This is a genomic window from Amycolatopsis sp. NPDC051716 (assembly GCF_040681595.1).
Lineage (GTDB): Bacteria > Actinomycetota > Actinomycetes > Mycobacteriales > Pseudonocardiaceae > Amycolatopsis.
Genome location: NZ_JBFAZA010000012.1, coordinates 138,151 through 150,825, shown reverse-complemented (window position 1 = coordinate 150,825; position 12,675 = coordinate 138,151). Strand labels below are relative to the sequence as shown.

General features: G+C 71.0%; 12 protein-coding genes. 5 read left to right on the top strand and 7 right to left on the bottom strand.

Features of this window, described 5'->3' with window-relative positions; all coding sequences use genetic code 11:
* Positions 1-69 precede the first annotated feature (69 nt).
* On the bottom strand, positions 70-546 hold the full coding sequence (locus AB0M30_RS18790; RefSeq protein ID WP_364585349.1) for an Lrp/AsnC family transcriptional regulator: 477 nt from the start codon (positions 544-546) through the stop codon (positions 70-72).
* Between the two features lie 134 nt (positions 547-680).
* Here AB0M30_RS18790 and pdhA point away from each other — a divergent pair, with 134 nt between their 5' ends.
* The 5 genes from pdhA to AB0M30_RS18765 are packed head-to-tail and all read left to right on the top strand — an operon-like array spanning position 681 to position 5,504.
* A complete protein-coding gene (pdhA, locus tag AB0M30_RS18785) occupies positions 681-1,757 on the top strand; it encodes a pyruvate dehydrogenase (acetyl-transferring) E1 component subunit alpha (protein ID WP_364585268.1) in 1,077 nt (358 codons plus the stop codon).
* Positions 1,757-2,752, top strand: a complete 996-nt coding sequence (locus tag AB0M30_RS18780) for an alpha-ketoacid dehydrogenase subunit beta (protein WP_103338373.1) — start codon at positions 1,757-1,759, stop codon at positions 2,750-2,752. Before pdhA ends, AB0M30_RS18780 begins: the two co-directional genes overlap by 1 nt.
* Positions 2,745-3,929, top strand: coding sequence for a dihydrolipoamide acetyltransferase family protein (locus tag AB0M30_RS18775; RefSeq protein ID WP_364585267.1), 1,185 nt, complete (start codon positions 2,745-2,747; stop codon positions 3,927-3,929). Before AB0M30_RS18780 ends, AB0M30_RS18775 begins: the two co-directional genes overlap by 8 nt.
* A 55-nt stretch (positions 3,930-3,984) precedes the next feature.
* On the top strand, positions 3,985-4,533 hold the full coding sequence (locus AB0M30_RS18770; protein ID WP_364585266.1) for a hypothetical protein: 549 nt from the start codon (positions 3,985-3,987) through the stop codon (positions 4,531-4,533).
* A complete protein-coding gene (locus AB0M30_RS18765; protein ID WP_364585265.1) occupies positions 4,530-5,504 on the top strand; it encodes a hypothetical protein in 975 nt (324 codons plus the stop codon). Before AB0M30_RS18770 ends, AB0M30_RS18765 begins: the two co-directional genes overlap by 4 nt.
* A 162-nt stretch (positions 5,505-5,666) precedes the next feature.
* Here the strand turns inward: AB0M30_RS18765 and AB0M30_RS18760 are convergent, their stop codons facing one another.
* From AB0M30_RS18760 to AB0M30_RS18735, 6 genes are all read right to left on the bottom strand, one after another.
* Positions 5,667-6,173 (bottom strand): putative immunity protein, encoded by a 507-nt coding sequence (locus AB0M30_RS18760; protein ID WP_364585264.1) that lies wholly within the window; start codon positions 6,171-6,173, stop codon positions 5,667-5,669.
* A gap of 38 nt (positions 6,174-6,211) precedes the next feature.
* Complete coding sequence (locus tag AB0M30_RS18755) at positions 6,212-7,345, bottom strand: FAD-dependent oxidoreductase (protein ID WP_364585263.1); 1,134 nt, start codon at positions 7,343-7,345, stop codon at positions 6,212-6,214.
* Positions 7,342-7,662, bottom strand: a complete 321-nt coding sequence (locus AB0M30_RS18750) for a bifunctional 3-phenylpropionate/cinnamic acid dioxygenase ferredoxin subunit (RefSeq protein ID WP_360179084.1) — start codon at positions 7,660-7,662, stop codon at positions 7,342-7,344. The genes AB0M30_RS18755 and AB0M30_RS18750 overlap by 4 nt, the downstream gene beginning before the upstream one ends.
* Positions 7,663-7,845: 183 nt before the next feature.
* Positions 7,846-9,504, bottom strand: coding sequence for a choline dehydrogenase (gene betA, locus AB0M30_RS18745; RefSeq protein ID WP_364585262.1), 1,659 nt, complete (start codon positions 9,502-9,504; stop codon positions 7,846-7,848).
* A 9-nt stretch (positions 9,505-9,513) separates the two neighbouring features.
* Positions 9,514-11,082, bottom strand: a complete 1,569-nt coding sequence (locus AB0M30_RS18740) for an amino acid permease (RefSeq protein ID WP_364585261.1) — start codon at positions 11,080-11,082, stop codon at positions 9,514-9,516.
* A gap of 46 nt (positions 11,083-11,128) precedes the next feature.
* Positions 11,129-12,595 (bottom strand): aldehyde dehydrogenase family protein, encoded by a 1,467-nt coding sequence (locus AB0M30_RS18735; protein WP_364585260.1) that lies wholly within the window; start codon positions 12,593-12,595, stop codon positions 11,129-11,131.
* Positions 12,596-12,675: the final 80 nt, after the last annotated feature.

Genomic DNA, 12,675 nt, shown 5'->3' with positions numbered 1-12,675 from the left:
GATGGACCTGAAGCTGCACGACTGAGGCCTCCGCAACGCCGGCTTCGCCCGGGCCCGGCAGCCGACGGCTCAGCTCAGCACCGAGCCCGGCAGTTCCTCGAAGATCAGCCAAGTCCGCGTCGACCGCACGCCCTCCAGCGCCTGCAGCCGCTCCAGCACCACGTCCCGCAGGGTCGAGTTGTCCGGCGTCCGGACCAGCAGCAGGATGTCGAAGTCGCCGCCCACCAGGGCCACGTGGTCCACGTACGGGATCTCGTGCAGGTCCGTCGCCATCGTGCGCCAGGACGTCTGCTCCACCGTCACCATGATGTACGCCGACGTGCCCAGGCCCGCCCGGCGCGGGTCGATCCGCGCGCCGAAGCCGGTGATCACCCCCTCCGTCATCAAGCGCTCCAGCCGCGCGTACGCGTTCGTCCGCGAGATGTGGAGTTTTTCCGCCAGCGCGCGCACCGCGAGACGGCCGTCCGCGGACAGCTCCGCCAGCATCGCCCGGTCGACGTCGTCCAGGGCCGGGACCGTTCGTCCCGGCAGACCCCCGTGAGCCAGGACACCGGTGGACGTTTGGGCGCCCGATGGCCCTCCTGGAGACAGTTTGTCGCTCATTTCCGCCAACCCTTGAACAGAACACCGCCGAGAACGACCATTTCAGCATCATATGTCTGGGAGAGGTGGTGTGCGCCATGGCTGTGGAGACCCTGCTGCCGTCCGCTACCCCGGTGCGGTTCGTCGCCGAAGACGGGAGCCGGGCCGGCGAGCACGGCGCGTACGGCGAACCCGCGGGAGAACGGCTCAAGGAGGCCTACCGGCTGATGGTCCGGGGCCGCCGGTTCGACGTCCAGGCGACCGCGCTCACCAAGCAGGGCCGGCTCGCCGTCTACCCCTCCAGCGCCGGCCAGGAGGCCTGCCAGGTCGCCGCGGCGCTCGCCCTCGAAACCCGGGACTGGCTCTTCCCGACCTACCGCGACTCCGTCGCCCTCGTCGCCCGCGGCCTGAAGCCCGGCGAAGTCCTTACGCTCCTTCGCGGCGACGCGCACTGCGGCTACAACCCGGTCGAGACGCGCGTAGCGCCTCAGTGCACTCCGCTCGCGACGCAGACGCTGCACGCCGTCGGCCTCGCGCACGCGATGCAGCGACGCGGCGAAGACGCCGTCGCGCTCGCGCTCATCGGGGACGGCGCCACCAGCGAAGGCGACTTCCACGAAGCGCTCAACTTCGCGGCCGTCTTCAAGGCGCCCGTCGTGTTCTTCGTGCAGAACAACCGCTTCGCCATCTCGGTGCCCTTCGAGAAGCAGAGCGCCGCCGCCGCGCTGGCGTACAAGGGCATCGGCTACGGCATGCGCTCGGAGCAGGTCGACGGCAACGACGCCGTCGCCGTCCTGGCCGTCCTCGACGACGCGGTGAAGCACGCGCGCGAAGGCAAGGGGCCGGTCCTCGTGGAGGCCCACACCTACCGCATCGACGCCCACACCAACGCCGACGACGCCACCCGCTACCGCGACGCCGAAGAAGTCGCGAAGTGGCGCGAAGCGGACCCGCTCAAGCGGCTGGAAACGTTCCTCAAGAGCCAGAACCTGCTGCAGGACAGCGAAATCGACCGGTTCGCGGCCGACGCCGAGGTGTTCGCCCAGTCCGTCCGCGACACGCTGAACGCCGAGCCCGAGCTCGACCCGCTGTCGCTGTTCGACCACGTCTACGCCGAGCCGACCCGCCAGCTGGAAGCCCAGCGGGCCGCGCTCGAAGCCGAACTGGAGGCCTGATGACGACCACCATGGCGCAGGCCCTCAACGCGGCCCTGCGAGACGCGCTCAAGGACGACGACCGCGTCCTCGTGTTCGGCGAGGACGTCGGCACGCTCGGCGGCGTCTTCCGCGTCACCGACGGCATCACCGCCGACTTCGGCGAGGACCGCTGCTTCGACACGCCGCTCGCCGAGTCCGGCATCGTCGGGTTCGCCGTCGGGATGGCGATGGGCGGGTTCCGGCCGGTCGTCGAGATGCAGTTCGACGCCTTCGCCTACCCGGCGTTCGAGCAGATCACCTCGCACGTGGCGAAGCTGCGCAACCGCACCCGCGGCGCGCTCTCGCTGCCGATGGTGATCCGCGTGCCCTACGCCGGCGGGATCGGCGGCGTCGAGCACCACTGCGACTCCAGCGAGGCCTACTACACGCACACGCCGGGCCTGCGCGTCGTCACGCCGGGCACCGCGCAGGACGCCTACGACCTGCTCCGCGACGCCATCGAGTCGCCCGACCCGGTGGTCTTCCTCGAACCGAAGTGCCGCTACTGGTCGAGCGAAGAGGTCACCTTCACCCGCTCCGGCCCGGCCATGGACCGGGCCGTGGTCCGCCGCCACGGCAAGGACGTCACGCTCATCGCGTACGGCCCGATGGTCGCCACCGCGCTGGAAACCGCCGACGCGGCGAAGGCCGAGGGCTGGGACGTCGAGGTCGTCGACCTGCGCTCGCTGTCGCCGTTCGACGACGAGACCGTGACGGCTTCCGTGCGCCGCACCGGGCGGGCCGTGGTGGTCCACGAAGCCGCGGGCTTCGGCGGCTACGGCGCCGAGGTCGTCGCGCGCGTCACCGAGCAGTGCTTCCACCAGCTCCACGCGCCCGTCCTGCGGGTCACCGGGCTCGACATCCCGTACCCGGCGCCGAAGCTCGAGCGCCACCAGCTGCCCGACGTCGACCGGATCCTCGACACGATCGCGCGCCTGCAGTGGGACGACACGCCGGTGGTGGCCGGTGCCTGACTTCCTGCTGCCGGACCTCGGCGAAGGCCTGACCGAGGCGGCGATCGTGGACTGGCGGGTCAAGGTCGGCGACACCGTCGACGTCGACCAGGTCGTCGTCGAGGTGGAGACGGCGAAGGCGGCGGTCGAGGTGCCGGTGCCGTTCGCCGGCGTGGTGTCCGCGCTGCACGGCGAGCCGGGACAGCTGCTGCCGGTCGGCGCGCCGCTGCTGAGCGTCGGCGGGTTCGCCGAACCCGGGGTCACGACGTCTTCGGGCAGCGGCAACGTCCTGATCGGCTACGGCACCGCGCCGACGACGCGGCGCAAGCGCGCGCGGCGTCCGGTGAGCACCACCGCGCCCACGCGGCCGAAGCAGGCGCCCGGCGTGATCTCGCCGTTCGTCCGGAAGCTGGCCGCGGACAACGGGATCGACCTCGCGAAGGTCACCGCCACCGGCGCGGACGGGATCATCCGCCGCGCCGATGTCGAAGCGGCGTTGAAGAAGCCGGTCGCGAAGGGCGAGCGCATCCCGCTGACCGGGGTTCGCAAGGCCGTGGCCGACAAGCTCACGGCGTCCCGGCGGGAGATTCCCGAGGCCACGGTCTGGGTGGACGTCGACGCGACCGGGCTGGTCGCCGCCCGCGCGGCGTTGAACGCCAAGACCGACCGGCCGGTCAGCCTGCTCGGGCTGATCGCGCGGTTCGCCGTCGCGGGGCTTCGCCGGTATCCCGAGCTGAACTCGCGCGTCGAAGGCGGCGAAATCGTCCTGCTCGACGAGATCCACCTCGGGTTCGCCGCGCAGACCGACCGCGGGCTGGTCGTGCCGGTGGTGCGGGACGCGGGGGAGCTGTCCACCCGGGACCTGTCGGCGGCGATCGGCGAGCGCGCCCGCACGGCCCGGGACGGCAAGCTCGCGCCCGCGGACCTCACCGGCGGCACCTTCACGGTGAACAACTACGGCGTCTTCGGCGTCGACGGCTCGGCCGCGATCATCAACCACCCCGAGGCGGCCATCCTCGGCATCGGCCGGATCATCGACCGGCCGTGGGTCGTCGACGGCGCGCTGGCGGTGCGGAAGATCTGCGAGCTGACGCTGGCCTTCGACCACCGCGTCTGCGACGGCGGCACGGCGGGCGGGTTCCTGCGGTTCGTCGCCGACTGCGTGGAGTCACCGGTCACCGCGCTCGGAGACCTCTGACGACTCACCGGCCGCCTTGGCCGGTGGTGACGGTGGTCGCACTTAAAGTGGTCGCGTGACGACACCGGCCCAGCACGACCGCGACCTGGCGGAGGGCCGCGTCGCCCGGCTCAAGCAGGACCTGCGGGACGGCCTCGCGACCCCGCCCGCGGACGTCGAGGAGATGGACGGGCTCGTCGCGACGGCCCACCGGCTGCTCGACGCCGAGCTGGCGTTCGACGAGGCCAGGCGGCGCCTCGCCGACGCCGAGCTCGAGTCCCGTCACGCGGCGACGCAGCGCGCGGTCGTCTGGTTCGCGGCCGCGCCCGTCCTGGTGCCGCTGGCCGCCGCGGCGCTGGTGCTGTTCGAGGTGCTTTCGCCGGTCTGGCTGCTGGTTCTGGTGCCGCTGTTCGGCGCGGGCCTGTGGATCGGCTTCGCCCCGGTCCGCCGGGCCGGAGCCGTGATCCGCGAGCGCACGCGGGCGGCGTGGGCGGGCACGGTCACGGCGCTGGCGCTGGCCGGTGCCTTGCTCCCGTGGACCGCGGCCGCCGTCTTCACGATCCTGGCGGCGCTGGGTGCCGCGGGCACGATCGCGCTGCTGTGGCGGGAAAGCCGGCTCCCGTGAGCCACGGCTACGCGACCTACGGCGACGATCCCGAGTTCTCGGACGAGTACCTCGAGACCGCCGATCCGGCGCGCCGCGACCTGGACGAGCTGTTCGCGGCGGTCGACGGGCTGCGCGCGGCCGACGACCGCCTGGGTCAGGACGTCGCCGAACTGACCGAGCGGCTCGAAAGCGGCGGCCCGGACCGCCAGGACGACCGGATCGACCTGCTCGCCCGGCAGCTGGAGCGGCTGCGGCAGCAGGTCCGGGTCCTGGAGCGCGCGGTGCGCGTGGCCGACGGGGTGCCGCAGGCGGACCTGGACGACGTCGGCGCGGAGACGCGGGCGCTCGCGGCCGAGGCGGCGCGGTGGGACGACCTGCACAAGGAGCTCGTCACCAAGGAGCAGCGGGCCCGGTACGCGGAGGAGATCGCGCACCTGGACGCGGTGCGCGGGGCGCTTTCCCGGTGCGACGCCGACCTCCTGGACGTCATCGGCGTCTTGGCCTCGACGGACCGCGCGTCCCGGGCACGCGGCGACGCGGAGTCCCGGCTGCGCGCGCTGGCGACCCGGCGCCGGACGTTGCTGGACGAGGAGATCCCGGCGGCTTCGGCCGCGGCGGAGAAGGCGCGGCTGGCGTTGCGCGAGGCGGACGCGGTCGAGGCGCGGGTGGTGCCCCAGCTGGAGCGGTCCGAACGAGCGTGGCACGACCTGCAGGTGCGGTTGCGCACCCGGATCACCGACGCGCTGGGCTCGAACGTCCTGCTGCCGACGTGGTTCGGGAACGCGCTGGGTGTCGCCCCGCCGTCCGGCACAACGGGTGACGCCTGGATCCGGACGGCCGCGTCAGTGCTGGCGTACCGGGTGACGTTCGGGGTCACGGAACCGGCGCTCCCGCTGGGCCCGCCGGCCCCGGAGGAGGCGGACACCACGGAACGCCGCTGGACCTGGCGGGCCAGGCTGGAGTCCGATTTGGACGACCTCGCCCTCTGAAGGCCGTGCTCAACCAGGCATCTCGCGTGATCAAAGAAGCATCACCCGTGATTGGACGGGCATCACGTGTGATTGGCGGGCATCAGGAGTCATGCCCCTTCAATCACGGGTGATGCCCTCTCAATCACGGGTGATGCCTCTCCAGACACGGGTGATGCCCCTTCAGGCACGGGTGCGGAGGGCGGACTCCAGCTGGCGGTGCAACTCGCCCAGGCGGGTTTTGCCCGGTTTGCCCGGTGGGAAGCGGTGCAGGAGGGCGCTCACCTCCGGTGGCGCCTGCGCGAGGGCCCACTCGATCTCGGCCGGCGCGGAATCGCCGGCGAGTTCGCGGGCCAGGGCGGCCTGCTGGGCCGGGCCCACGATGTGCTTCACCTGGTGTGGCGACGCCAGGGGATGCAGGTACGCCGCCCCGGCCGCGGCGACCGCCGCGCGGGCTGCGGCGGAGGCGACCGGGTCGGTGGTTGCGCCGGCCGCTGCCAGTGCCGCCCACGCCGCCGTGCGCAGGGCCTTGGTGCGCGGGGCGCCCGAAGCGAATTCTCGCGCCGCGTCGATCGCCGCGGCCGGGCGAAGGTCACCCGGGACGCGGGACTCGTACAGCGGCAGGACCCGGGACGCGCAGGCCGCGGCCCAGCCCGTCAACGCGCGTAGTTCGTCAAGACTCAGCTCCACCCCCGTGAAGCGTATCCTTGAACACCCGGTTGAGACTTTCAGACGGTCGCCGGGCGGCGCAGGGCCTGTCGGCGCAGGCGGTTGAACAGCTTCGCGTTGTTCAGGGCGAAGACGCCCACCGTCGAGCCGTCCCGCGAGAACGTCGCCACGAACGAAGACGACGACGGGTCGCCGTCCACGAACGAAAGCGTGTCGTCCGGGCGGGGGTGCCCGGCCAGCTGCAAGGTCCCCGAATACTGGTCCGACCAGACGTATCCGCTCGGGGTGTAGGTGCGCGCGCTGTGCCCGGCCAGCAGGTTGGCGACCGCGACCGGTGCCTGCTCGGACGCGTTCGTCCAGTGCTCGTGCCGCTGTCCCGCGTACCGGGCCACGTCGCCCACCGCCACGACCTGAGGCAGCGAAGTGACCAGTCCCGCGTCGGTGTGGACGCCGTTGCCGACCGTCAACCCCGAGCCCGCCAGCCACTCGGTCGCCGGCGTCATCCCGACACCGACCACGACCACGTCGGCCGGGACGAGCGCACCGGAAGCCAGCTCGACGCCGGCCGGGGTGAGGCCGGAAACCTGGACGCCGCAGCGCAGGTCCGTGCCGTGGTCGAGGTGCAGCCGGGCGCAGACCGCGGCCAGCGACGGGCCCAGGACCGGCGCCAGCGGCGCGGCCAGCGCCTCCAGGACGACGACGTCGAGCCCCAAAGAACGGCAGGTCGAGGCCACTTCGGCCCCGATGAACCCGGCTCCGACGATGGCCACGCGCACCCCGGGCACCAGAGCGGACCGCAGAGCGAGTGCGTCGTCGACCGTCCGTAGCGTGTGGGCGCCCGCGAAGCCTGGCAGCCGGCGCGCCCGGCCGCCGGTGGCGATCACGACGCCGTCCGCGTGCACCGACGTGCCGTCCGAAAGCAGCACGCGCCGGTTGGCCGGCTCCAGCGCCGTCGCCCGGACGCCGAGCCGGAAGTCCAGGGCCAGCGACGCCAGATCGCCCGTGTCGAGCAGCTCCAGCGACTCCCGTGACGCCGTCCCGGCCAGGAAGGCCTTCGACAGCGGCGGCCGGTCGTAGGGCAGGTGCGGCTCGTCGCCGATCAGCACGATCCCGCCGTCGTACCCCTGTGCGCGCAGCTCCTGCGCCGCGCGGACCCCGGCGAGTGAAGCGCCGACGACCGCGACGCGCTTCACGCGGCGTCCTCGTCGGCCACGCCCCGGACGTAGATGACGCCTTCGTCGACGACCACGGCGTACGTGCGCACCGGGTCCTTCGCCGGCAGGCAGGTCGGCATGCCGGTGCGCAGGTCGAACAGCGCCGCGTGCAGCGGGCACTCGACGAAGCAGCCTTCGAGCCAGCCGTCGGCCAGGGAGGCGTCCTGGTGCGTGCACGTGTCGCCGATGGCGTACAGCTCGCCGTCCTCGGTGTGGAACACCGCGATGGCGGGCGGCCCGGGGATCCGGACCGACTCTCCGGGGGGCAGTTCGTCCACCGTGCACGCGCGCATCATGGGTCCTCCGAGACTGTTGCGCATAGGGGAACATCAACTGTGATACGCAACAAAGTCTGAATCCCCCGGAGGACGTCGTCAAGGGGGTACGCCCGGGTAGTTTTCGTTACCGGATAACGGGTATTCCGGGCACGTCGAAGGCCCGTACCGGGGATGGCGGTACGGGCGCTGCGACGCCGGAGGCTAGTTCTCCCCGTGCCGGTAGAACGGCAGCTTGAGCGGGGCCAGCGGGGTGTTGCCGAGGATCAGGTCGGCGGCCTTCTCGGCGGTCATCATCACCGGGGCGTAGATGTTGCCGTTGGTGATGTAGGGCATCACCGACGCGTCGACCACGCGCAGGCCCTCGGTGCCGTGCACCCGCATGGTCTCCGGGTCGACGACGGACATGTCGTCCACACCCATCTTCGTCGTGCACGACGGGTGCAGCGCGGTTTCGGCGTCCTTGGCGACCCAGTCGAGGATCTCTTCGTCGGTCTCCACGGACGGTCCGGGCGAGATCTCCCCGCCGTTGTACGGCTCCAGCGCGGGCTGGTTGAGGATCTTCCGCGCCACCCGCACCGCTTCGACCCATTCGCGGCGGTCGTTCTCGGTCGAGAGGTAGTTGAACTTGATGGCCGGGTGCTGCCGCGGGTCGGTCGAGGTGATCTTCACCGAGCCGCGGGTGTCGGCGTACATCGGGCCGACGTGCACCTGGTAGCCGTGCCCTTCCGTGGGCGCCGAACCGTCGTAGCGGATCGCCACCGGCAGGAAGTGGAACATCAGGTTCGGGTACTTCACGTCGTCGTTGGACCGGACGAACCCGCCGCCTTCGAAGTGGTTGGTGGCGGCCGGCCCGGACCGCAGGAACAGCCACTGCGCGCCGATGTAGGGCCGCTTCCACTTCGCCAGCGACGGCTGCATCGACACCGGCTGCTTGCAGGTGTACTGGATGTACACCTCGAGGTGGTCCTGCAGGTTTTCGCCGACGCCCGGCAGGTCCTTCACGACGTCGATGCCGAGCTTCTCCAGGTCGGCGGCGTTGCCGACACCGGAGAGCTGCAGCAGCTGCGGCGTGTTGATCGCCCCGCCGCAGAGGATGATCTCCTTGCCGTACACCTCGGCCGGCACGCCCCGGCCCTGCGCGTACTCGACGCCGACCGCGCGCGTGCCGTCGAAGAGGATCTGCGAGACGAACGCGCGGGTCTTCACCGTGAGGTTGGGCCGGTCCATCACCGGGTGCAGGTAGGCGCCGGCCGCTGACAGCCGCCGTCCTTTCCGGACGTTCCGGTCGAAGGGCGCGAAGCCCTCCTGCCGGTAGCCGTTGACGTCGTCGGTGCGCGGGTAGCCCGCTTCCTCGGCGGCGTCGAAGAAAGCCGTGAACAACGGGTTCGAAGCCGGGCCGCGTTCCAGTTCCAGCGGACCGTCGTGGCCACGCCACTGCCCGTCCGGCGCATCGGCGAGGCAGTTTTCCATCCGGTTGAAGTACGGCAGGCAGTGCGCGTAGTCCCAAGTGGACATCCCGGGGTCGGCGCCCCAGCGCTCGTAGTCCATCGGGTTGCCGCGCTGGAAGATCATCCCGTTGATGCTGGACGACCCGCCGAGCACCTTGCCGCGCGCGTGGTAGATGCGACGGCGGTTCATGTACGGCTCGGGTTCGCTGCGGTAGCCCCAGTCGTAGAACTTCGACCCGATCGGGAAGGTCAGCGCGGCGGGCATGTGGATGAAGACGTCCCACTTGAAGTCCGACCGGCCCGCCTCCAGGACGAGGACCTTGTTCGCCGGGTCCGCGGAGAGCCGGTTCGCCAGCGCGCAGCCCGCCGAACCACCGCCGACGATGACGAAGTCGTAGGTATCGGTGCTCATGCGTCCTCCTCAGCCGGGCAGGGTGTCCGGGGCGTTGTCGGGCATGTGTTCGGGGCTCGTGTGCGCGGAGCCCCAGGTGTGGCGCCGGACGTAGAGCATGATCGCACCGATGATCACGATCAGCCCGGTGACGATCACCGCGCCCCACTGGAAGTACCAGTGGTCGGAGCCGTAGACCTCGGCCCGCGGCCAGATCAGGTTGATCGTCATGGCCGCGCCGTAGACCACGGCGACCAGGTTCACCAGCGTGCCCCAGCGGCCCAGCTTGAAGTACGGGCCGTGGTCCGGGCGCGGCCAGCCGCCGCGCAGGCGGCGCACCAGCATCGGGCCGGTGACCATCAGGTAGGGGATGTAGAACAGGATGATCGCCGTCGAGGTCAGGATGAAGAACGCCCGCTGGTTGCCGAGATTGATCAGCAGCACGACGACGGTGAGCCCGCCGGTGAGCAGCGCCGGCAGCACCGGGGTCTTCGAGCGCGGCGAAACCTTCGCCATGGCCTTGCTGAACGGCAGGCGGCCGTCGCGGGCCATCGCCCAGGTCATCCGGATCGCCGCGGTCTGCACGGCGAGGCAGCAGACGGTGATCGCGATCGCCGAGCAGATCAGGAAGGCGTCGCCGAGCCCCTCGCCGAGGGTGCTCTTCAGCAGGTACGGCATGCCGGACGTGCTGAGCTCCTTGGCGCTCAGGTCGCCGACGGCCATCATGCCGAACAGCATGATCAGCCCGCCGACGATGAACGCCGCCGTGATCGCCCGGAGGATCGCGCGGGGCGCGTGCCGCCGCGGCTGGGTGGTCTCCTCGGCCAGCGAGCCCGCGGTGTCGAAGCCGTAGAAGACGTACGCGCTCATCAGCGACGCCACCAGGAACGCCCCGAGATACCCGAACGAGTGACCCTCACCGGTGCCGGCGGTGTCGAAGACCAGGCTGGGGCCGCGCTTGATGTGGATGGCCAGCGCGATCACCAGCAGGACGCTCGCGCCGAGCTCCACCGCGACGCCGAAGTTGTTGATCTTCGCCATCAGCTTGACGCCGATGATGTTGACGATCGTGGCGAACACGACCAGCACCAGGGCCAGGATGATGGCGTTCTGCGCGCCGCCCGGCGTCGACGTCAGGCCGGCGTCTTCGTCGCTGCCGACGAGCTGGAACGCGGTCGACACCTGCGGCAGGATGATCTGGTACGCCACCGCGACGGCGGCCGCCGTCACGATCGCGCCGATGATCATGATCCAGCCGGCCAGCCACGACGTCACCGGTTTCGCGATCTGCTTGGCCCACTGGTAAACCGAGCCGGCGAGCGGGAACTGCCCGGCGAGCTCGGCGAAGCACAGGGCCACGGCGGCCTGGCCGACGAAGACCAGCGGCCACGTCCAGATGAACGCCGGTCCGCCCGAGCCGAAGCCGAAGAAGAACAGCTGGAACACGCCGGTCAGAATGGAGATGTAGCTGAAGCCGGCGGCGAAGCTGGAGAACGAGCCGAGCGAGCGCTCCAGCTCCTGGCGGTAGCCGAACTTTTCGAGGTCGGAGTTGTCGTCGGCAGCAGGCCCCCCGCCCGCCGGTATTTCCTGGGTGGTCATGGCAGCGTCCTTAGGTGTGAGAGTCTCACGGGTGGTGGGGGAAGCTTCAGCCTTTGAACCAGCGCTGCGGAACGGGATCGATGTTCTGGTAGATGTGCTTGCTCTCCTGGTACTCGGCCAGCCCGGACGGCCCGAGTTCGCGGCCGATGCCCGATTTGCCGAACCCGCCCCACTCCGCCTGGGGCAGGTAGGGGTGGTAGTCGTTGATCCACACGGTGCCGTGGCGCAGGGCCCCGGCGACGCGCTGGGCGCGGGACGCGTCCGACGTCCACACGGCTCCGGCGAGCCCGTACTCGGTGTCGTTGGCCAGCGCGATCGCGTCAGCCTCGTCGGTGAAGCGTTCCACGGTGACGACCGGGCCGAAGACCTCTTCCCGGACGATCGTCATCTCCGGGGTGCAGCCGGAGAACACGGTGGGACGCAGGAAGAAACCGCTTTCGTACTCCGGTCCTTCGGGGCGCTTGCCGCCGGCCCGGAGCTGGGCGCCCTCCGCGAGAGCGCTTTCGATGTAGCCCTCGACCTTGGCGCGGTGCTGCGCCGAGACGAGCGGACCCGTTTCGGTCTCCGGGTCCAAGCCGTCGCCGACCCGGATGCGGTCGGCACGCGCGGCGAGGTCGGCGACGAACCGATCATGGATGCCATCTTGGACGATCAGCCGCGCGCCCGCTGAACAGACCTGTCCGGAATGGACGAACGCCGCCATCAGGGCGTAGTCGAGCGCCGTTTCGTAGTCGGCGTCGGCGAAGACGACGTTCGGGTTCTTGCCGCCGAGTTCGAGGGCGACCCGGCGGACGCCCTTCGCGGCGGCGGTCATGATCTTCTCGCCGGTCGCGTAGCCGCCGGTGAACGAGACCAGGTCCACGGCCGGGTGCTCGACCATCGCCGCGCCGACGCGGCCGTCGCCGAGCAGCAGGTTGACGACGCCGGGTGGCGTGCCGGCTTCTTCGAGCAGGGCGACCAGCTTGATCGTGGTCAGCGGGGTGACCTCGCTGGGCTTGAGCACCACGGTGTTGCCCGCGGCCAGCGCCGGCGCGACCTTCCAGGACATCTGGAGCAGGGGGTAGTTCCAGGGCGCGATGAGCGCGCAGACGCCGACCGGTTCGTGCGCGATCCGGCTGACCACGCTCGCGCTGCCGGCGTCGACCAGGCGTCCGGCGTCCTTGTCCGCGAGGTCGGCGTAGTAGCGGAAAACGTTGGTCACGTCGTCGATGTCGATGCGGCCTTCGCCGAGGGTCTTGCCGGTGTCGAGGCTCTCGGTGCGGGCCAGTTCCTCGCGATCGCGGACCAGGAGGTCGGCTGTGCGGCGCAGCAGGGCGCCGCGTTCGGTGGCGGTCGTCCGCCGCCACGGACCTTCGTCGAAGGCCCGCCTCGCGGCTCTGACCGCGGCGTCGACCTCTTCGCGACCCGCTTCGGCGACGGTCTCGATGACCTGGCCGGTGGCGGGGTTCAGCACGTCGGAGCGGGTGCCGGCGGACGCGTCCGCCCAGATCCCGTCGATGTGGAGGTCTTTCATGCGGCCCTTCCCGGATCGGTAGTGGCTGCTCGGCGCGTTGAGTGCGTACATTTGTACGCGAAGCGTGTACAGATGTCCAC

Coding starts and splice junctions, on each gene's coding strand:
- pdhA (WP_364585268.1), top strand. CDS start 681: ATGGCTGTGGAGACCCTGCTGCCGTCCGCTACCCCGGTGCGGTTCGTC.
- AB0M30_RS18780 (WP_103338373.1), top strand. CDS start 1,757: ATGACGACCACCATGGCGCAGGCCCTCAACGCGGCCCTGCGAGACGCG.
- AB0M30_RS18740 (WP_364585261.1), bottom strand. CDS start 11,082: ATGACCACCCAGGAAATACCGGCGGGCGGGGGGCCTGCTGCCGACGAC.
- betA (WP_364585262.1), bottom strand. CDS start 9,504: ATGAGCACCGATACCTACGACTTCGTCATCGTCGGCGGTGGTTCGGCG.
- AB0M30_RS18750 (WP_360179084.1), bottom strand. CDS start 7,662: ATGATGCGCGCGTGCACGGTGGACGAACTGCCCCCCGGAGAGTCGGTC.
- AB0M30_RS18735 (WP_364585260.1), bottom strand. CDS start 12,595: ATGAAAGACCTCCACATCGACGGGATCTGGGCGGACGCGTCCGCCGGC.